Annotated in this window: 13 protein-coding genes; all 13 read right to left on the bottom strand. The window is 57.2% G+C overall.

Annotation, left to right across the window (positions count from 1 at the left end):
* Window positions 1-105: 105 nt before the first annotated feature.
* Window positions 106-1284 carry an outer membrane protein assembly factor BamB gene (bamB, locus tag IM295_RS04405; RefSeq protein ID WP_028014058.1) on the bottom strand — a complete coding sequence of 393 codons (1179 nt, stop codon included), beginning with the start codon at window positions 1282-1284 and terminating at the stop codon, window positions 106-108.
* 10 nt (window positions 1285-1294) lie between these two features.
* Window positions 1295-1915 (bottom strand): YfgM family protein, encoded by a 621-nt coding sequence (locus tag IM295_RS04400; protein WP_028014059.1) that lies wholly within the window; start codon window positions 1913-1915, stop codon window positions 1295-1297.
* A gap of 13 nt (window positions 1916-1928) precedes the next feature.
* Complete coding sequence (gene hisS, locus IM295_RS04395) at window positions 1929-3203, bottom strand: histidine--tRNA ligase (RefSeq protein ID WP_193066285.1); 1275 nt, start codon at window positions 3201-3203, stop codon at window positions 1929-1931.
* A gap of 80 nt (window positions 3204-3283) precedes the next feature.
* Window positions 3284-4402, bottom strand: coding sequence for a flavodoxin-dependent (E)-4-hydroxy-3-methylbut-2-enyl-diphosphate synthase (gene ispG, locus IM295_RS04390; RefSeq protein WP_025757688.1), 1119 nt, complete (start codon window positions 4400-4402; stop codon window positions 3284-3286).
* Between the two features lie 26 nt (window positions 4403-4428).
* Complete coding sequence (rodZ, locus tag IM295_RS04385) at window positions 4429-5436, bottom strand: cytoskeleton protein RodZ (protein WP_192986415.1); 1008 nt, start codon at window positions 5434-5436, stop codon at window positions 4429-4431.
* Window positions 5437-5727: 291 nt separating this feature from the next.
* Window positions 5728-6894, bottom strand: coding sequence for a bifunctional tRNA (adenosine(37)-C2)-methyltransferase TrmG/ribosomal RNA large subunit methyltransferase RlmN (locus IM295_RS04380; RefSeq protein ID WP_028014062.1), 1167 nt, complete (start codon window positions 6892-6894; stop codon window positions 5728-5730).
* 148 nt (window positions 6895-7042) lie between these two features.
* Window positions 7043-7474, bottom strand: coding sequence for a nucleoside-diphosphate kinase (gene ndk / locus IM295_RS04375; protein ID WP_003860625.1), 432 nt, complete (start codon window positions 7472-7474; stop codon window positions 7043-7045).
* 123 nt (window positions 7475-7597) lie between these two features.
* On the bottom strand, window positions 7598-8473 hold the full coding sequence (locus IM295_RS04370; RefSeq protein ID WP_028014063.1) for a 4Fe-4S dicluster domain-containing protein: 876 nt from the start codon (window positions 8471-8473) through the stop codon (window positions 7598-7600).
* Entirely contained in the window at window positions 8473-9261 is a 789-nt protein-coding gene (locus tag IM295_RS04365; protein ID WP_028014064.1) for a DmsC/YnfH family molybdoenzyme membrane anchor subunit, read from the bottom strand. The genes IM295_RS04370 and IM295_RS04365 overlap by 1 nt, the downstream gene beginning before the upstream one ends.
* Window positions 9254-9883 (bottom strand): DMSO/selenate family reductase complex B subunit, encoded by a 630-nt coding sequence (locus tag IM295_RS04360; RefSeq protein ID WP_003860631.1) that lies wholly within the window; start codon window positions 9881-9883, stop codon window positions 9254-9256. Before IM295_RS04360 ends, IM295_RS04365 begins: the two co-directional genes overlap by 8 nt.
* A complete protein-coding gene (locus IM295_RS04355) occupies window positions 9880-12258 on the bottom strand; it encodes a DMSO/selenate family reductase complex A subunit (protein WP_193066284.1) in 2379 nt (792 codons plus the stop codon). The genes IM295_RS04360 and IM295_RS04355 overlap by 4 nt, the downstream gene beginning before the upstream one ends.
* An 88-nt stretch (window positions 12259-12346) precedes the next feature.
* Window positions 12347-14674 carry a peptidoglycan glycosyltransferase PbpC gene (gene pbpC, locus IM295_RS04350; RefSeq protein WP_193066283.1) on the bottom strand — a complete coding sequence of 776 codons (2328 nt, stop codon included), beginning with the start codon at window positions 14672-14674 and terminating at the stop codon, window positions 12347-12349.
* A gap of 1 nt (window position 14675) precedes the next feature.
* On the bottom strand, window positions 14676-19628 hold the full coding sequence (locus IM295_RS04345; RefSeq protein WP_193066282.1) for an alpha-2-macroglobulin: 4953 nt from the start codon (window positions 19626-19628) through the stop codon (window positions 14676-14678).
* Between the last annotated feature and the right edge of the window lie 227 nt (window positions 19629-19855).

Raw genomic sequence — 19855 nt, 5'->3', positions numbered from 1 at the left:
GCCTCATAAAATTCAAATAAACGTCGCATTCGCGGCGTTTTTAAAAATGTCAAAACGGCTCCTGAGTGAACAGGAGCCGTTTAGTATACTACAACCGCCGGGTAATTAACGCGTGATCGCGTACAGCGTGCCGTCTTTTGCCTGAATCAGCAGTTTGCCGTCAGCCACAACCGGGTCGGTCAGGAAGCCTGAACCGTCCACTTTCTGCTGCGCCACGAAGCGGCCATTCTCTGGATCAACCCAGTGCATATAGCCTTCGCTGTCGCCAACCACCAGGCTACCGTTGTACAGCACTGGCGCGGTCAGCAGACGGTGCAGCAGATCGCTTTGCGTCCACAGCGTCACGCCGCCTTCGGTGCTCAGCGCCAGCAGGCGATCGTTCTGGTCAACCATATAGATGCGGTTACCGTCCACGATGAAATCATTCACAGAGCCCAGCTCACGTTTCCACATGATCTGGCCGCTGCGCAGGTCCAGCGCGGTCAGGTTGCCGTTATAGGCCAGGGCGTAAACCACACCGTCAACGATAACCGGGGTAGTGTCTACGTCGCTCAGGCGGTCGATTTCAGTTGAGCCAGTGGCCTGCGAGATACGCTGCTGCCAGATCATCTGGCCCTGCTGCATCAGCACGGCACTCACGCGACCGTTGTCACCACCCACAATGGCAGCGCCAAATGCGGTTGCAGGTGCGGATTCACCGCGCAGAGACAGCGCTGGCATATCCAGGTTAACGGTCCATTTTACCAGACCGTCCGCTTCGTTCAGCGCCTGCAGCTGGCCGTTGCTGGTATGGATCAGCACCAGCCCGTCGCTCACAACCGGACGTGACAAGGACTCACCGGCTACGGCGGTCTGCCATGCAACAGAACCATCGCTGGCATTCAGCGCGTAAACCTGCGCTTTTTCGCTGCCCACGTACACGTGACCACCGGAAACGGTCAGGCCGCCAGATAGCAGTGCAGGTTTACGGGAGAACCAGCCGTCTTTTTCCGCCAGGTTAACGGACCAGACCTCTTTCCCGTCATCGGCGTTCACCGCTTTCACGGTACCTTTGCGGTCAGCGGCATAGACAACGCTGTCTGCATACGCAGGATGAAGGTTGGAATAGAAATCACCAATCCCACTGCCCACGGAGACATCCCACGCGGTGGATGGGGTAAACTGGTTTTCAACCGTCGGCAGTGGGGACATTTTCACAACGTCTTCTTCGCCACTGAACAGTGAACAACCACTTAATAACGTAACAGAAAGCAGTCCTGGCAGAAGTAATTTACGCAATTGCATCGGGTCCCTCTCAGACGGACAAATTATTTATTTTCATCTGCATCATTTCGCTCAGCGCAGGTGACGCTTTGCTCTCTACGCCAGCTTGCCACGCTTTACGCGCGCCCGCTTTGTCACCTTTGCTCAGCAGTGCTTCACCGCGCAGATCGGCAACGATGGCAGCAAAACCTTCGCCTTTGATGGTATCGAGCGTTTTCAGCGCGTCGTCAGCTTTTTTCTGCTGAACCTGAATACGTGCCAGGCGCAGATTGATCACCGCTTTCAGGTTTTCATCGCTGGCAGCAGCAAGGCCCTGAGACAGCTGAGCAGCGGCTTTATCCAGTTCGTTTTTATCAACGTACTGCTGAGCCACTTCCAGTGCTGCCAGTGCACCGTAGGTGTTTTTGTTGTCAGCGGCAAATTTCTCTGCCGCAGCCAGCGTTTGCGGCTGGTCGGCACGAATCGCGCTAACGGTATTTTCATAGGACAGGGACGCGCCGCGCGCGGAGTCCGCCTGATGGTTGTTCCAGTAACGCCAGCCCACCAGCGCACCCACACCTAAAATAACCCCAACAACCAGCGCTTTGCCGTTTTCAGCAAAGAAGCGTTTAATCGCGTCGACCTGATCGTGTTCGTTCTCGTACATTTCCACGCCGTCTTTCTCCTTAGCCCAATAGAGTGCGCAAGTGCGCCGCAACGCCGTCCTGCGTTACCGTTGTCTGCTCACCAGAGCGCAGGTCTTTTACTACCACTTCGCCGTTAGCCACTTCGGACTCGCCCAGCACCAGTGCAATACTTGCGCCCCACTTATCGGCACGAGCAAACTGTTTTTTGAAGTTGCCGCCGCCATGGTTGGTCATCAGCTTAACGCCCGGTAGCGCATCGCGCACGCGTTCGGCAAGCTGCATCGCCGCAGGCTGCGTTTCCGCGCCTGAAGCCACCAGGTATATATCGACAACGGAATCTGCTTTAAATTCCGGATTAACTGCCTGAACCAGCAAAACAAGTCGCTCAAGACCCATCGCGAAGCCAACCGCAGGCACCGCACGGCCACCCAGTTGCTCAACCAGACCGTCATAACGGCCGCCGGCACACACGGTGCCCTGAGAACCGAGGCTGGTGGTTACCCACTCAAACACGGTGCGGTTGTAGTAGTCCAGACCGCGCACCAGACGCTGGTTCACGGTGTAGGCAATGCCCGCCGCTTCGAGCAGCTTGCACAGGCCGGTAAAGTGTTCGCGAGACTCGTCGTCCAGGTAGTCACCCAGCGCAGGGGCATCGTTCAGCAGTGCCTGAACATCAGGGTTTTTGGAATCCAGCACGCGCAGCGGGTTGCTGTACATGCGACGTTTGCAGTCTTCGTCCAGCTTCTCTTTATGCTGCTCCAGGAACGCCACCAGCGCATCGCGGTAGTTAGCGCGCGCTTCCAGAGAACCGATTGAGTTCAGTTCCAGCGAAACGTGCTCAGAGATACCGAGGGCGCGCCACCAGCGGGCGGTCAGCATAATCAGTTCGGCATCGATGTCCGGGCCCTGCAGGCCAAAGACTTCCACACCCAGCTGGTTAAACTGGCGGTAACGACCTTTCTGCGGACGTTCGTGGCGGAACATCGGGCCGATATACCAAAGGCGCTGCTCCTGATTGTACAGAAGACCATGTTCGATGCCGGCGCGTACGCAGCCCGCCGTACCTTCCGGACGCAGGGTCAGGCTGTCGCCGTTGCGGTCCTCAAAGGTGTACATCTCTTTTTCAACCACGTCGGTTACTTCACCGATCGCGCGTTTGAATAACGGGGTCTGCTCTACAATCGGCAAACGGATTTCGCTGTAACCGTAGCTGCCGAGCACCTGCTTCAGCGTGCCTTCAATGCGCTGCCAGATGGCGGTTTCGCCAGGCAGGTAATCGTTCATGCCGCGGATGGCTTGAATGTTTTTTGCCACGTTTATTCTCTTTCTATATACAAAAAAAACCCAAAGAATGGGTTCAATCATACATGGGAAGCGGCACGCTTCCCATCACGTTATTTTTCAACCTGCTGAACGCTGATTCGCTGTGTCTCGTCCATCATCGCGGCTTTGGCGCGGATGCGGGCTTCAAGCTGGTCAATCATGTCGCTATTATCCAGACGATCTTTACGAACGCCATCTTCATAGAGACCACTTTTCTTGTTACCGCCGGTTACGCCCAGGGTTGAGACCAGCGCTTCACCCGGACCGTTCACGACACATCCGATGATGGAGACGTCCATCGGGGTGATGATGTCTTCCAGACGCTGCTCCAGGGCATTCACCGTGCCGATCACGTCAAATTCCTGACGCGAACAGGTTGGGCAGGCAATGAAGTTGATCCCACGCGAGCGGATACGCAGCGATTTCAGAATATCGAAACCGACCTTGATCTCTTCTACCGGATCCGCCGCCAGCGAGACGCGCAGGGTGTCGCCGATCCCTTCGGAGAGCAGCAGGCCCAGGCCGATCGCAGACTTCACCGAACCGCTACGCAGGCCACCCGCTTCGGTGATCCCGAGATGCAGAGGCTGGTCGATCTGTTTTGCCAGCAGACGATACGATTCAACGGCCAGGAAAACGTCAGAGGCTTTTACGCTGACCTTGAACTGATCGAAGTTAAGACGATCCAGATGATCGACGTGACGCATGGCGGATTCGAGCAGCGCCTGCGGCGTTGGCTCGCCATACTTTTCCTGTAGATCTTTTTCCAGAGAGCCGGCGTTTACGCCGATACGGATTGGAATGTTTTTGTCGCGGGCGCAGTCAACCACCATGCGAATGCGTTCTTCATTGCCGATGTTGCCCGGGTTAATACGCAGGCAATCAACGCCGTATTCAGCAACTTTCAGCGCGATACGGTAGTCGAAGTGGATATCTGCAACCAGCGGCACGCTGACCTGCTGTTTGATCAGCTTGAACGCCTCAGCGGCATCCATCGTGGGCACTGAGACGCGAACAATGTCCGCGCCTACACGCTCTAATGCTTTGATTTGGTTGACCGTTGCTTCCACATCCGTGGTGCGCGTATTGGTCATCGACTGGACGGCGATAGGTGCCCCATCGCCGACTGGCACATTCCCAACGTAAATCCGTTTCGATTTTCTACGTTGAATCGGAGCCTGGTTATGCATGAAAAATCTCCCGCGTTGCCCGTCTGTTACTGTGCTGCTGATTGTTCGGCATTAACGGTAAGACGTGCAACCTGGTTAGTTCTGATAAAGCGGCTCAGGTCGACAGGTTTTCCTTGATACTGGATCTGTACCGCTGCCGGAGCGCCGATTTTAAGTTTGTAAGGTGCCTGACCCGTTAGGTTTAACGTGCCATCTTTCCGCTGCAGGCCGCTGAACAGTTTTTTACCTGTCGCGTCAGTCACTTCCAGCCAACAGTCAGCCGTGAAGTTCATCACCAGCGCGTTTGGATCGGCGGCTGGCGCGGCGGTTGCCGCCGGGTCGGTCGGCAGGGACGCCGCGGCGTTGTTCGCTGGCTGAGTCGTTGCAGGGGCGTTCGCCGCAGTATCGACATTTGCCTGAGAAGGGGCGACGACCGCGTTTTGATCCTGAGCCTGAGGCGCAGCGGTGTTCGCCGTTGCGGCCGGAGCCTGTGCTGCATCGGTTGCCGGAGCCGTTGTTTGCGGCTCGCTTGAGGCCGCCGCACCGTCGGTGTTCAGCGGAACGCTCTGGGCACCACCATTGCTCGCCTGATTGAGTTCAGCGGAGGACTGATCGGCCATAGTGGTGATCTCTTCCTGCTGCGCCTTATGGTTTTGCCACCACCATGCGCCGGTCAGGCCGACAACAACAAACAGCACCAGCCAGGTAAAGCTCATCAGCCAGCCATCACGTTTTTTACGACGTTTCCCCAGGGAGAAAGTTTGCATCGGGGCAACTTTTGCTGCACGAACCGGTGCCTGCTTCTCCATCATTGGCAGTAATTCGTTTTCGGGGATGTGCACCAGTTTTGCGTAAGAGCGGATATAGCCGCGCAGAAATGTTGAAGCCAGATCGGCAGGCGCCTTATCTTCTTCAATATCGCGAACCGTGGAAACTTTCAGGCACAAGCGTTCTGCAACAGCTTGCTGGCTGAGTCCGAGTTGTTCACGGGCGTTGCGAAGACGAACGCCAGTGGAGAGTGCTTCATGTTGGTCGTGAGTGGCTTCAGTATTCATTCGCTACAACTACTGGTACGTGAAAAAAAGGGTTCAGGTGCCGGTGAGTCACAATGCCGCCCGCACCGCGAAACTTCAGGTCAGTTAACCTTGAACAGACAGTATAAGACTGTCAGCCGGTAGATGACAGTGCAGCTCTGCCCGCGTGGCTAAACTGTTGTTACGTCGTTACATACTGCCCGAAACTCATATGAAACGCACCGTAATTATTAATCAAACGTCACGAATCTGACTGATTATTCAGTCAGATTATGCATCACAGCGTAGATAATGCGCCGTGATGCATAATAATCAAACAGCTTTAACCGCAATGGTCTCGCCCTGCATGCGTTTACGCAGGGTACGTTTGGTACGGTCAATGACGTCACCGGCCAACTGTCCGCATGCAGCATCAATATCATCACCGCGGGTTTTACGCACGATGGTGGTGAAACCATACTCCATCAGCACCTTGGAGAAACGGTCGATACGGCTGTTCGAGCTACGGCCATACGGCGCGCCCGGGAACGGGTTCCATGGGATCAGGTTGATTTTGCATGGCGTATCCTTCAGCAGTTCAGCCAGCTGATGCGCGTGCTCAGTACCGTCGTTGACGTGGTCCAGCATCACGTACTCGATGGTGACGCGGCCCTGGTTTGCGTTGGATTTCTCCAGGTAGCGACGCACGGCAGCGAGGAAGGTTTCGATATTGTACTTTTTGTTAATCGGTACAATTTCGTCACGAATTTCATCGTTTGGCGCGTGCAGGGAGATAGCCAGCGCAACGTCAATCATGTCGCCGAGCTTATCCAGCGCAGGCACAACGCCTGAGGTAGACAGCGTCACGCGGCGCTTGGACAGGCCAAAACCGAAGTCATCCAGCATGATTTCCATCGCCGGCACCACGTTGGTCAGGTTCAGCAGCGGTTCGCCCATCCCCATCATTACCACGTTGGTGATAGGACGCGTGCCGGTCACTTTTGCTGCACCCACGATCTTCGCGGCGCGCCAGACCTGACCGATGATTTCAGACACACGAAGGTTACGGTTAAAACCTTGCTGAGCCGTAGAGCAGAATTTGCACTCCAGCGCACAACCCACCTGAGAAGAGACGCACAGCGTGGCACGATCGTCTTCCGGGATGTAGACGGTTTCAACGCGCTGATCGCCTACGGCAATCGCCCATTTGATGGTGCCGTCTGCCGAGCGCTGCTCTTCCACCACTTCCGGCGCGCGGATTTCAGCCACTTCTTTGAGCTTGTTGCGCAGCACTTTGTTGATGTCGGTCATCTCATCAAAGTTGTCGCTGCAGTAGTGGTACATCCATTTCATTACCTGATCGGCACGAAACGGCTTCTCACCCATATCTTTAAAGAACTCGCGCATCTGCTGACGGTTCAGGTCCAGCAGGTTAATTTTTCCATTTTTATTGGGAACCGCAGGAATGGCGACTTCGGAGGTATTCACTAGTTCAGACATAATTTTTTTCCGGCCTCGTTGTTACACGTTGTGGCCCGTGGAGGGTTGAATAGAAACGCCCCGGAAAGCGGTCTGCTCGTCCGGGGCGTTGCATTGTACAAAGTCTGGCGCAGGGATGCCACGTTTGCACGCGGCATTTACGAAATTATTAGCGAGTGCGCGGGCACACTTCGCCTTCAGCGAAGAAGAACGCGATTTCGCGCGCGGCAGACTCAACGGAGTCGGAACCGTGGGTGCCGTTCTCGGTGAAGCTGTCCGCGTAGTCAGCGCGCAGGGTACCTGCCAGCGCGTTGTCCGGGTTGGTTGCACCCAGCAGATCGCGGTGACGCTGTACCGCGTTTTCGCCTTCCAGCACGGAGACCACGATTGGACCGGAGGTCATGAACTCCACCAGGCCGTCAAAGAATGGACGACCTTCGTGCTCAGCGTAGAAGCCGCGAGCCTGCTCAACGGTCAGGTGCAGCATTTTGGTGCCAACGATCTTAAACCCTGCTGATTCAAAGCGAGCGAAGATGCTGCCAATAACGTTTTTTGCCACCGCGTTTGGTTTGATGATGGAAAAAGTACGTTCAATAGCCATTGATAACCTCTGTAAAATGTTCTGTTGTTTTGCATACCTGAGTATGGTGTGGCGCGGATTATAAAGAGCAATAGCGCCATTGCCTATGGTTCTGCATAACATTTTTTTAAAATGAGACGAAGATTAGCAACAGGCCGGATTTCGCATACCGTGTTGATGGCGTAAACAGAGCGGGCACTGCTTTTCATCAGGCGTAAATGACCAGAACTGGCGCTGGCACGTCAGGCAAACTGCTTTATATGCGGGAGTGGCCACGTTTTTTGCCGGTCCATCTGTTTCTGCGACGTTTATCGCCTCGTGCTGACATACTGCCTCACAGCCACCGCAGCCGGTACAGCGCCCGGTCTCCACCACCAGCGCGGCGTTCTCAAATCGAATCGCGTTTTCCGGGCAGCTTCGCCAGCACGCACCGCACAGCACGCACTTATTAATATCGAGTGCGATATCTGACTCGCTAAACGTCGAGAATGCCCTGCGCAGCTCCCGCGGCCCCGGGGAAACGCGACAGGCTTTTACATCCTCGCGGGGAACGTGCATCAGCGCACGACGAGCGATATTCACCTCGCCGATCGGTATGAGCTTAAACCCCCACTCCGCTTCACCACGGCGACGAAGCGCAAGATTAAGCCGGGCAAGCGCCAGCAGCCAGTCAGGGTATTGCTCTGCGTCGATACTGATAAAACGAACCTGGCGTTGCGCGTGCCACAGCAGCAGCTCATTCACCCCAGGTGCGCGTTCAGTAAAAGGCCCAACAAGGGTATCTCCACGCAGAAATCGCTTTCGCGGCGCGATGCCGGTAATGGCCCCGGAGGGGCAGACGAACAGGCAGTCACCGCATTCAATACAGCGATTTTCATCAACCGAGACGCCGGTTTCCGTAAAAGAAAAAGCCTGCGCTGGACAAACGTCCGCGCAGGCGCAGCAGGAAGCGTGGCGAAAACGGCGACGGACGCACGCATGCGTCACGTCCATCGCCGGGGCAAACGTCAATCTGCCCATCAGCCAATACTGAAGAAAACGAAGCGCAGCATCAGCTCACCCACAATCAGCAAGGCGCTGCCCAGCAGCAGCGTGCCGCGCGCCGCTTTCAGGCCGCCCGCAGCAAAGCAGAGCATACCTGCAACGGACACGCACCAGCTCAGCAGATGTACCGCGCGCAGTTGTTCGAGCATCCGTAGCGGAGCGTGAGGGAACGTCACCACGGTATTGTCCATGGCAGTGATGTCTGCCAGCCAGACGGGCTGCATCACCAGACGCACAAGCACCACCAGCGTGATAATGACAACCGCCGCACGCAAGGTGGTCTGGGAACGCATCCCAACTGCCATGCAGGCTGAACCGATGATACCCACCGAGCCGATAAACAGTACCAGCGTGTTAATGTGCTGCCAGGTCACCACGGACGCGTGCATGTAGATTTGTGCCATGCAGAACACGTCCACCAGCCCGACAAGACCCGCCACGGCCAAAAGCAGCTTCCAGCCTGGCTTATTGGAAAACATCAGCAGCACGGCGAGGCCAAGCGCCGCCAGGTAAAGGCTGGCAAAGATAATCTCACGGCTCAGCCACGAGCTGGAGACGTGGCGTAGCGCGTTCAGGGCGTTGAGCGGATAGCCCATATGCAGCGCTGAGGCGAGCAGCCCCAGGCTCGCCAGCACAAACGCCCCAGCGGCAGGCAGCAGCGCGCTACGCGGTGTAGTATGCGCTCCCCCGAATGCCAGCCAGAGCGTCACGCCAACCGATCCCTGCAGGAACAGCGTAAAAATCAGCAGCGGTAACTCATGCATGACGTTTCCCCTCTTTCTCTGCGCCCTGATGCGCTTTGATAACCAGGTTCGGTTTTGTAATCGAGGAATCAGGCAAGCCCTTCACATCGCATACCGCACCATATTTCGCCCGAAGTTCATCAATAGGCCCAAATTTGATCGCCTCAAGCGGACAGGTTGCCACGCAGACGGGCTGCTCGCCCTTCGCCTGCAGATCCACGCAAAAATCGCATTTGGACATCTGCCCGGTCTGCTCGTTGAGCTGTGGCGCGCCGTAAGGGCAAGACCACGCGCAGTAGCCGCAGCCAACGCACTTGTCCGTATCAACGCGCACGATGCCGTCGCCCGGACGCTTGTGCATTGCGGTGGTCGGACAGTTTTTGGTGCAGATCGGGTCCGCACAGTGGTTACAGGAAATAGAGAGCGTGTAGGCAAAAACGTTGTTGCTAACGCCGCCCTGCCCGGTTGGGATGAAATTCCCGCCGTTGACTTCGTATACGCGACGGAAACGACGTCCGACCTCAAGGTTGTTTTTGTCTTTGCACGCCACCTGGCATGCCTTGCAGCCCGAGCAGCGGGAAGAGTCAATATAGAAACCCAGCTGTTTATCGCTCACCGGCGCGTAGTGTTTAAACTGACTCATGCTTTAGCTACCTCCACCAGCATGGTTTGATGGGAATTCCCTTTCGCAAGCGCGGTAATACGGGCAGAGCTGAGCACGTTCGCGCAGCCGCCTTTATCGACGCCCTGTTCGTCCGGCTGCCACCAGGCGCCTGCCTGCATGGCAACAACGCCCGGAATGATGCGCGGCGTGACCTCAGCCGGAATTTCACAAATGCCGCGCGCGTTATGAATGCGCACGGTATCCCCCTGGGAAATGCCGCGCTTTTGCGCGTCCTGCGGGTTGATCCACAGCTTTTGCTGCTGCGCCTCAATCAGCCACGGGTTGGCGTACTGGGTTGAGTTAGCACGGTTTTTCCCTTTCCAGGTGATCAGCTGCAGCGGGAAGGTTTTCGCCAGTTCGTCTTCCGGCCCTTCATGGGCAGGCACGTAGTGCGATAGCGCCGGAATCTCCGGATGGTGCATGTCGTACAGACGCTTCGAGAAGATCTCAATTTTCCCGGACGGCGTCGGGAACGGATGATTTTGCGGATCGCGAATATTGTCTTCAAAAGCGACGAACGGCGCGCTTTTGAAAAGATGCTGGCGCGTCTTTTGTAACGTCGCGAAGTCCGGCAGGTTTTCATCTGGCATGGAGAGCCGCGTCTGCTCCCAGATGTGCTCAATCCACGCTTTTTCGTCACGGCCCTCGCTGAATGCAGGTTCGACGCCAAGCTTAGCAGCAACTTCCCGCAGCCAGTCGTAGTCTGAACGGCGTTCGAATTCAGGTTCAATCAGCTTTTCCGACAGGATCAGATAGCTTGCCGTGCCCCAGGTTTCGCCGATATTCCAGCGTTCCATAAAGCTGGTTTCCGGCAGGAGAAGATCGGCGTATCTGGCGCTCGGCGTCATAAACAGATCGCTTGCGACGATAAACTCGATTTTCGACTCGTCTTCCAGCACGCGCGTCGCCTGATGCAGATCCGGGTTCTGGTTAGCCAGATAATTTCCCGCCAGCGAGAAGAGGATGCGGATATTGCTGTCCAGCTTCTCTGCATCCTTCAGGCCGTCTTCCGCCGTTACCTTAGAAGCATCATCGGCGGCCTGCACCCAGTTCATCACCGATATTTTGGCTTTTACCGGGTTATCCGGCATCTCCGGCCCGGTAGCAAATTTACGATTAGCGCAGCCGCCATAGCCTGCCGCCCAGCCGCCCTTCACCCCAACGTTACCCGTCAGCGTTGCCAGTAACGTCGAGCCGCGCGCGGTGCGCTCGCCGCAGTTATGGCGCTGCGGTCCCCAGCCCTGAATCAGCGCGGCGGGTTTGGTGGTTGCGTAGTCGCGCGCCAGCTGACGAATGGTCTGCGCAGGCACGTGGGTGATTTTCTCTGCCCACTCGGGTGTTTTCGCCACGCCATCTTTTGCGCCGCTCAGATAAGCCATCAGGGATTCATTGGCCGGAACGCCTTCCGGCATGGATGCTTCGTCAAAGCCCAGGGTATAGCGCTGAATGAAGTCGCGATCGTGCAGATTCTCCGTGACGATCGTGTACATCATGGCGTCCATCAGGGCGTTGTCTGTTGTGGGAAGCAGCGGGATCCACTGGTCAGCCAGGGAGGAAACCGTATCGGAATAGCGCGGATCGACAACGATAAAGCGCGTGCCGTTTTGCTTCATCTTCTGATAGAAGTAGTTGCTGTGACCAAAGATCGTCTCCGTCGGGTTATGCCCCCAGAGGATGACCAGTTTGGTATCCAGCAGCGTGTCCAGAGAGCTGCCGCTGGCGGCGGTGCCGTAGGTATACGGCGTGGCTGCCGCCGTGTTGCCCATACTGACCGAGTGATAGCTTTCAAGATAGCCGCCGGTTAAGTTGAGCAGACGACGAACCATTTTATCGCCGGAAAACGTTCCGCCGGATACCGCAGTGCCCACATGCACATAGCGTGAGGCAGCGCCGTATTTTTGTGTAATCGTTTTTAATTGATTCGCAATAAGCGTGGTGGCTTCATCCCAGGTAATACGCTCGAATTTTCCTTCGCCACGTTTACCCACGCGTTTCATTGGATATTTAAGCCGATCGGGATGATAAACAAATTTCCGATAAGCGCGGCCACGAACGCAGGCGCGCATTATCGGCATCTCCGGATCTAACGCATTGTCCGGGCGGGTAGAAATTCGGGTTACAACGCCCTCACTAACGTGAGCACGAATATCACACTTCCCGCCACAGTCAAACGTGCTACAGGTCTGCACGACTTTTTCTTCAGGAGTCACGTCTGCTGCCACCGTGCCCTGTGCCCGTGCTTTGCTGGTTGTCACCACAAACGGGAGTGCGGCCAGAGCCGATCCTGCCTGAATAAAATGCCGCCGGGACAGGGCAGGAATAAGACCCTCTTCCTGATTTTTATTCTCTTTCATTGCTCGTTCCTACAAATAAAAACGCATTCTCGTTTTTTTTCAGGAACGCATATTGATAATTATCAAGCTAACTCTTCAGAGGTAATACTTAACGGTCTAATTCAAAATTGACCGTCGCCGTTTGGCCTGATTTATCCATTACCAGTAATTGATATTCACCCGGTAAATATAATTTTAATGAATAATTATAATTCCGCCCCGCTAAAGGCTCTCCATTTAAAAACCACCAGCGCTCCCCTTCCCCTCCTGTTGAAATAACAGAAAGCGTGACATTACCTTCACCGGGAAGTCGCTTAATAACAGCCCCCTCTCTGATACCCGAAATCATAAGCGGCGCTACATTGTTATTGTCCAGAGGCGGACAGTCAGTTGATCGGGCAGGGAGACGCGCAGCCCTTTTTTCAGCAGCGGGCAACCAGGGCTCCAGCGGCAGCGGCCAGACGTCCAGGACTTTCTCTGTAGCATCGGAGCAATCTGCGGCCACACGTTTGCCCTTTTTATCCACCCAGACCGGGAAACGAATGCCGCGAATACCTTCCTGCTCCGGCAGCAGCAGCGTGGGTGGTTCACTCCCTTCCAGCAGCCAGGTCGAAAGACGACGCCGACAGTTTTCACTGCCTTCCGGCAGCGACTGGCCGCCCGGCCAGCAGATCACGCCCCGCCCAACGCTCTCCGGACGCGGATCGCGCGGCAGACGGGCTTCGTCTATTGTCGAGCGCGACTGAAGCAGGTTATTGACCTGGTTTAATAGCGGCACTGCGCTGGCGAAACCAAACTGCCCCGCCACTGGCGTGCCGTCCGGTCGTCCGGTCCAGATGCCTATCACGTAGCGGGCATTCAGACCGATGGCCCAGGCATCACGGTAGCCGTAGCTGGTACCGGTTTTCCATGCCAGCGGGGCGATTTGCGGTAGCGCATTATCCGGCAGCGGCTGCGCTTCATTCGCCAGAATACGGCGAATAATCCACGCCGAACCTGGCGATAACAGCGGGCGTTCAGTTAGCGGGTCGCCCGGCTGTAAGCGCAGCCGGCCCGCCTTGCCATGCCTTGCAAAGGCGCTGTACGCGGCGGCGATATCTGCCAGCCTCGCGCCTGCGCCACCCAAGATCAGCGACAGATTCGGCTGCGCGCCCGCAGGCAGGATCAGCGGCAGGCCTGCGTTACTCAGCATCCCGGTAAACCGTTTGGGACCGTAGGCTTCCAGCACCTGGACGGCTGGCAGGTTGAGAGAGCGCACCAGCGCTTCACTCATGCTGACCGGCCCGTGGAACCCGCTGTCAAAATTTCCTGGGCGATAATCACCGGTTTTTCTGGGCACGTCCTGAAGCAGCGAGGCGGGATGGATCAGGCCATCGTCCAGCGCCATACCGTAAATAAAGGGTTTTAACACCGATCCCGGCGATCGGATCGCGTTGACCATATCCACATGGCTAAAACGACTGTCATCGTTGATATCCACCGATCCCACCCAGCCGCGCACCTTCATGTCGGTATGATCGACCACGATCATCGCCAGCGAACTGCGTGCCGGCAGGCGGGATTTCCAGTTCATCGCCAGCTCTTCCAGCTGCCGTTGCAGTCCGGCATCCAGCGTAGTGACAATTTTTGTGTCGCGGCTTTTGCCGAGCATCATGCGTGCAAAGAGCGGCGCCAGCTGCGGCATCTGCCGGGGAGCCAGCCATACAGGCTCTTCACGGGACTCCTTCACCTGCTTTGCTGACCAGACGCCCTGAATCATCATGCGATCGAGCACTTTGTTGCGTGCCGCTTCGGCCCGCTCGGGCCAGCGATCCGGGCGCAGACGGCTGGGTGCCTGCGGCAGTACCGCCAGCAACGCCGCGTCGGAGTAGCTCAGCTGCGACGGGGGTTTCCCAAGGTAGGTCCAGCTTGCTGCTCCCACGCCCTGCAGCGTGCCACCAAACGGAGCACGATTGAGATAGAGCGTAAGAATGTCACGCTTAGAGAGGTGCCATTCCAGCTGCATCGCCCGCCAGAGCTGACGAATTTTGCCGCCAAAGGTGCGCGGATGCGGATCCAGCAGGCGTGCCACCTGCATGGTAAGCGTGCTTCCTCCCGAAACCACTCTTCCGGAACTGAGATCCTGCCAGGCGGCGCGCAGGACAGAGAGCGGGTTTACGCCCGGATGCTCCCAGAACCAGCGATCTTCGTACTGGATCAGAGCCTCAAGATAACGGGGAGAAACCTCTTCAATGGTCACCGGGTAGCGCCAGATGCCTTCGCTGTCGGCAAAACGCCAGAGCGGCGCGCCCTTCTCGTCCACCACAACTCGTGCGGGGTTAACCTCTTTCAGAGGCAGCGGCCACAGGCGGTCGGCGGCGACAATCAGCCCCCCTAAAACGAGAAGCGCTCCCGCCAGCCAAAGCCAGCGGGAGCGTGTCAGACGCGCTATCAACATATTACGGAACAACAATCAGCGGGCCGCTGGCCGCACCCGTTGCCCGCCACTGCGGAACGTACATAGACTCCACCATCGGAACCGGCACCTGGTAGGTGCCCGGCGTTACGGCACGGGCCAGATAAACCAGCGTAACCGGCTGACCTTCGTTTACCGGCACGGCGGCCACAAAGCGGTCGTCGCGGAACTCCATGTGCTGAATGTCCGCCTGCTGCATCTGGCTGAGCAGGTTCTGCACTTCGCTGCCGCTGTCCTGCAGGCTTGCGCTGCTGCTCGCCAGGTTCTGGTTTTCCAGCTCCAGACCAGCCGGGAGGAGATCCACAACCAGCGCATCCGGCACGTTCTGGCTGGCTTTCACTTCAAGCCAGACCAGCACCAGCTCACCGCTCTTCAGCGAAGAGAGCGATTTGCTGCTGCCATCGGTTGCCAGGATATGACGTTCAACCTGCAGCACGTTGGAACTCGGCTGAGGCGCATATTCCGGATAGCCGGTACTGTCCAGACGTACCCACAGCGGTGCCGTGCCGGTATTGGTTACCTGAAGCGCACCAAGCTGGTCGCCGCTTAGGTTTTGTACCAGCGCCTTATCGCCGCCTGATGCGGTATCAGACAGGGAGGTTTTCGCCTGCCATGCGCCTGACAGGGTTTGCAGCGAACGTCCGGCCAGGAACAGCGCATTGCTCTCCTGGGTGGATAGCCAGCGCTGGCTGAATGCCTGTTCAGAAAGAGCAATCAGCAGCGTATTTTGCGCATCCGGCAGCAATTTATACTCCTCCAGAAGGGAGAGCATCAGCGCGTTATCGCGAAGCGGGCTGCCGTAATCGGCCATCCATGTTTTGCTGTCGTTGCGCGGCGTTTTGAGCGCCAGATCCAGCGCCTGCTGGCTGCGCGGCGCGTCGCCCATCAGTTTGAGCGCCATGCCCAGCTGCATCAGCGGCAGCCCGGAGGCGGCCTGAGCGTGGCGATCCCAGATTTCACGCAGCGCGCCCAGCGGGGCTTTTTGCTGACGCGCCAGCACCAGCGAGGCATACGCCTGCACGGCAAATTTGCTGGCCTGGGTGTCGTCGCTGTAGCGGATAGACATCATGCCCGGATCCTGCAGGTAGCGCAGCAGACGGTTGTTGGCGTTGTTCACCGCATCGGCAGGTACGCTATAACCCTGCTCGCCCGCGCGCACCAGGAAGTCAGTCACATAGGCGGTCAGCCAGTACTCTTCCGGGCCGTTTTTATCCCACAAAGCAAAACCGCCATCATCACGCTGCATCTGCAGCAGACGGGAGATCCCAATATCAATGGCAGCACGGCGCTTGTCATCGGTATCTCCTTTTATACCAAGCGCGGTAAGCTGCGCGGCGTTGGTATAGAGTGACGGGAACAGGCCGCTGGTGGTCTGCTCCAGGCAGCCATACGGATACGCCTGCAGTTCACGAATATAGCGCGCCAGGTTGAGCGGTGGTTTGCCGCTCAGCAGCAGTTGCCCCTGCAGAGTGGCGGGAGAGAAACCGTTGCTGTGCTGCGCCGGTGCGGTCCAGGATTCTCCCGGGTTCAGCATGGCCCCGGTGTTTACCGTTTGTGCCGGGAATGCCGGACGTACGCCAATTTTCCAGCTTTTCTGCTGCGGTGCGAAGGTTTCGCCCGGAAGCTGCAGGCCGGTCACCTGCGCGGTCACTTCACCGTCACCATAACCGTCCAGTGCGCGCACCGGAATAAACAGCGTGCTGCGCGCCCCCGGTGGGAGCTGGACAGGTTGAGGCTGCGCCCCTTCCAGCGCCAGTTTGCCTGTCGCGCTCAGGGCGATATTCAGCGTTTGCGGCCGATCGGTCAGGTTGGTGATATCCAGCGTCAGCCGTGAGGTATCGCCGTTCGCCAGGAAGCGCGGGGTATTAAGCTCGGTAATGACCGGCGCGGCCACCACAACCTTGCTTTCGCTGCTGCCGAAATCATCTTCCGTCCACGCCTGCGCCATCAGACGCAGTTCGCCGTTGAAATCACCAATCGGCAGCGTAATTGTGCCTTCTCCGTTGGCATCCAGCGTAACCGGCTGAGCCTGCTGGGCAATAATGGTGACGTGGTTCACCGGCGGTTTACCGCCGCGCTTGAGCTCATCGCCGTCACCACCGAAGCGCAGCGCGGCCATACGGCCCTGCCCTTCAATGACCTGGCCATAAATATCGTAGATATCCGCGCCGTAGCGCTTCTGGCCAAAGAAAGCCTGCCACGGATCCGGCGTAACGTAATCGGTAATGTTCAGCACGCCGCTGTCCACCGCCGAGACCAGCACGTTCACTTTCTGCGGAACCGCCCCCTCTTTCACGCTGGCCTTCACCTTCACGGAGAGCGTCTGGTTTGGACGCATTTTCTGCGGGTTATCCAGCGCGATGTTCAGGCGGCGATTTTCGTCGCCCATCGGCAGATGCAGCAGACCGACCGCGCGCTTCGGCGTGGCGGATTTGGATTTATCGCCAGGACGCACCACCAGCGTACTGAGATAGAGATCGTGACGTTTCCAGGCTTTATCCACCGGAATGGAAAGATCGAGCCCGTTTGCCGGTACGTCGATCTCTTTCCACCACAGCGGTCCTTCGCTGGATTCGATCATGGCATAGCCCTTACCTGCGGCTGGCGCTGCAATGTGCAGCTGGATGGTATCGCCTGGCTGATAGGCCGGTTTATCCAGTTTCAGGGTCACGCGGTCAGGGCGCGCCGCACCCGTGCCGTCGCTGTTATCCTGCCAGCTGTAACCTGCCCAGAAGCGCACGCTACTGACCACATCATCAGGCGCTTTCACTTCCAGTCGGTATGAGCCCCACTCCACCGGGAAGGTGACTTTGCCGGTTTCATCGGCCTTAAGGCTAAGCTCCTGCTCGCCCTCAACGAGATCTTTTTGATCGAATTGAGACTGCCAGCCTTCGCTCTCGGACCAGTTCCAGAAGTAGTCGCGACGCTCGCGGATCAAACGAACCTGCAAACCGGATACCGCTTTTTTCGCCCCGCTGGCATCGGCATAGACGATGTCAAAGCTGGCGTTGCCGTTCTCGTCGACGATCGGTTGGTTGACGGTGGTATCGGTACGGTAGTCATAGACCGCCTTACTGGCGAACTGCGGACGGATACCCGGCAGTTGCGCCGCCGGCCAGATAGCCTGCTCCGCGCGGCGCGTCACCGGACGACCGCCTGATTCCAGCAGGCTCGCCTGCAGGATCAGCTGCAGCGGCGAGTGTACCTCTTTCCACTGGCTTTCGGTGGTCACCTGCCCGCGCCCCTGCTCATCCAGCGTAAGCTGCACTTCATCCAGACTGCGGCTCAGGTTTTCTTCCGCAATATCACCAAACTGGAAGCCAGGCAGCGCAGCAACGGCGTCGCGCAGCGGACGCAGGAAAAGCTGGCCCTGAAGAGAATTGCCGTTGGCCGGAGCGCCATACAGGTAATAGCCCACAATGTTGAAGTCCACCTCATCCTGTGGGGAAACCGGTGCTTTTTGTCCCGTCAGATTGAGCGCCATACGCTCGGGCATAAAATCTTCGACGTGGAAATCCCACAGGCGCTGCTGGTTATCACCGGTATTCGCGCGAATATGCCACATGCCGGTCTGCGCGCCGCTATCCAGCGGGTAGTTGAAGCGGTAGAGGCCGTTCTCAGGCTGAACAACGATCGTGCGTGCCACCTGCCCGTCCGGGCGCAGCACGTCAAGCTTCACGGGCTGATCGGGAAGCGGTTTTCCGTCGCTGTCGCGCAGCAGGCCGTTAAGGATCACCGTTTCACCCGGACGATAGAGATCGCGTGGGCCAAACATAAAGAATTGCTTGCTGAAGCCGGGGCTACCGGCGATGTCGAACTCTGCCAGGTCGAGCGCTGGGAGCTTGAGATCGAGCAGCGTAGTCTGGCCGTCTTTGCTGGCGAGGATCAGCGCGGCTTCTTTGTCTGTTTCAAGCTTCGCATGGCCGTCGGCGTCGCTGCTGGCTTCGGCGAGCGTCTGACCTTTGTCATTCAGCAGCGTGACGGTAACGCCGGACTGCGCCGCACCGTTTTCCAGGCTCTGGGTGAAAATGTCCAGCCGGTTATGATAGCGGTGAGCAGACAAACCGATATCGCTCAGGGTAAAGAGCGTTGCGGCATTGCTGTAGTTGTAGTGCCCTGCCTGGTTCATGACGGCGATATAAACGCCGGACTGCTGAAGCGGCTTGATATCTTTAAGCGGCAGGAGCAGTTTTTCACGCGTGTTGCGCTCCGGGTTGAGGTCAAAACGACCGGTATAGACCAGTTCCGCCATCTTCAACAGATTGTCAGATTCCCAGTTGGTCAGCGAGTTGCGGTACTCCCACTGGCTGACAAACGAGGCCAGCGATTCCGGCTTCACGCGGTAGAAATTGACGTCCACATTGTTGACGTTAAGCGCCATCACCGGCAGCCCTTCCACCACTTTGCCCGGCAGCAGCGAGCCGCGGCTGGCGAAACCGACCGACGGCTCTATATCTCGCGTGGTCAGGGCTTTTTCATAATCAATGCCAAAGGTCGCTTTGTTCAGCGCCACCAGGCCACGATCCACGGTGATAACCAGATTACGGTTTGGCTCCAGATGGCGCAGGCGCAGCTCTTTCAGGTTAGGCGCAAGTTCCCACGCCCCGTCAACTTTGCCGCTTTTCTTATCCACGACGTGAACCGTCTTCGCGAAATCCTGTTCCGGATCCAGCGGGACAGAGAAGGTCAGCACCAGCGTAGCGGCGCCGTCCAGTTGCACTTCAGACGCATCAAGCAGAGTCAGCGCTTTTCCCTGACTCTGGGCGGCCATTTTAGCCAGCTTTTCAGCGTCGGGCTTTTCCGCGGCTTTCGGTGTTGATGCGGTGGATGCTGCGGCAGCCGCAGCCTGAGGTTTATCGTCGCTGTTATCACAGGCGACAAGCGTAAAGGTGGTGAGCAGCGCGAGAGAGATCGCGGCTAAGCGAAACGGTTTCATCCTGTGTCCCTGGCCTGAGGGGGCCTGTTGGTCGTCGTCCGGATAAGTATTATCCGCAAGTTTCGTTAATACAAAAAGTCCAATTTAAGAATCTGGAAAGCGCCTCGCATAATGGCATCACGCCGCTACACCGTGATGGAACCGCGATCACAGCGCATAACGTCACATGTTACCTTTTACGTCATTTGTTTTTAAAACAAGAAGATAGCTGGATATGTTCGCTCAGA

It is taken from the genome of Enterobacter cloacae complex sp. P14RS (genome assembly GCF_014895895.1).
Lineage (GTDB): Bacteria > Pseudomonadota > Gammaproteobacteria > Enterobacterales > Enterobacteriaceae > Enterobacter > Enterobacter bugandensis.
This window is presented reverse-complemented; position numbering and strand designations above follow the sequence as displayed.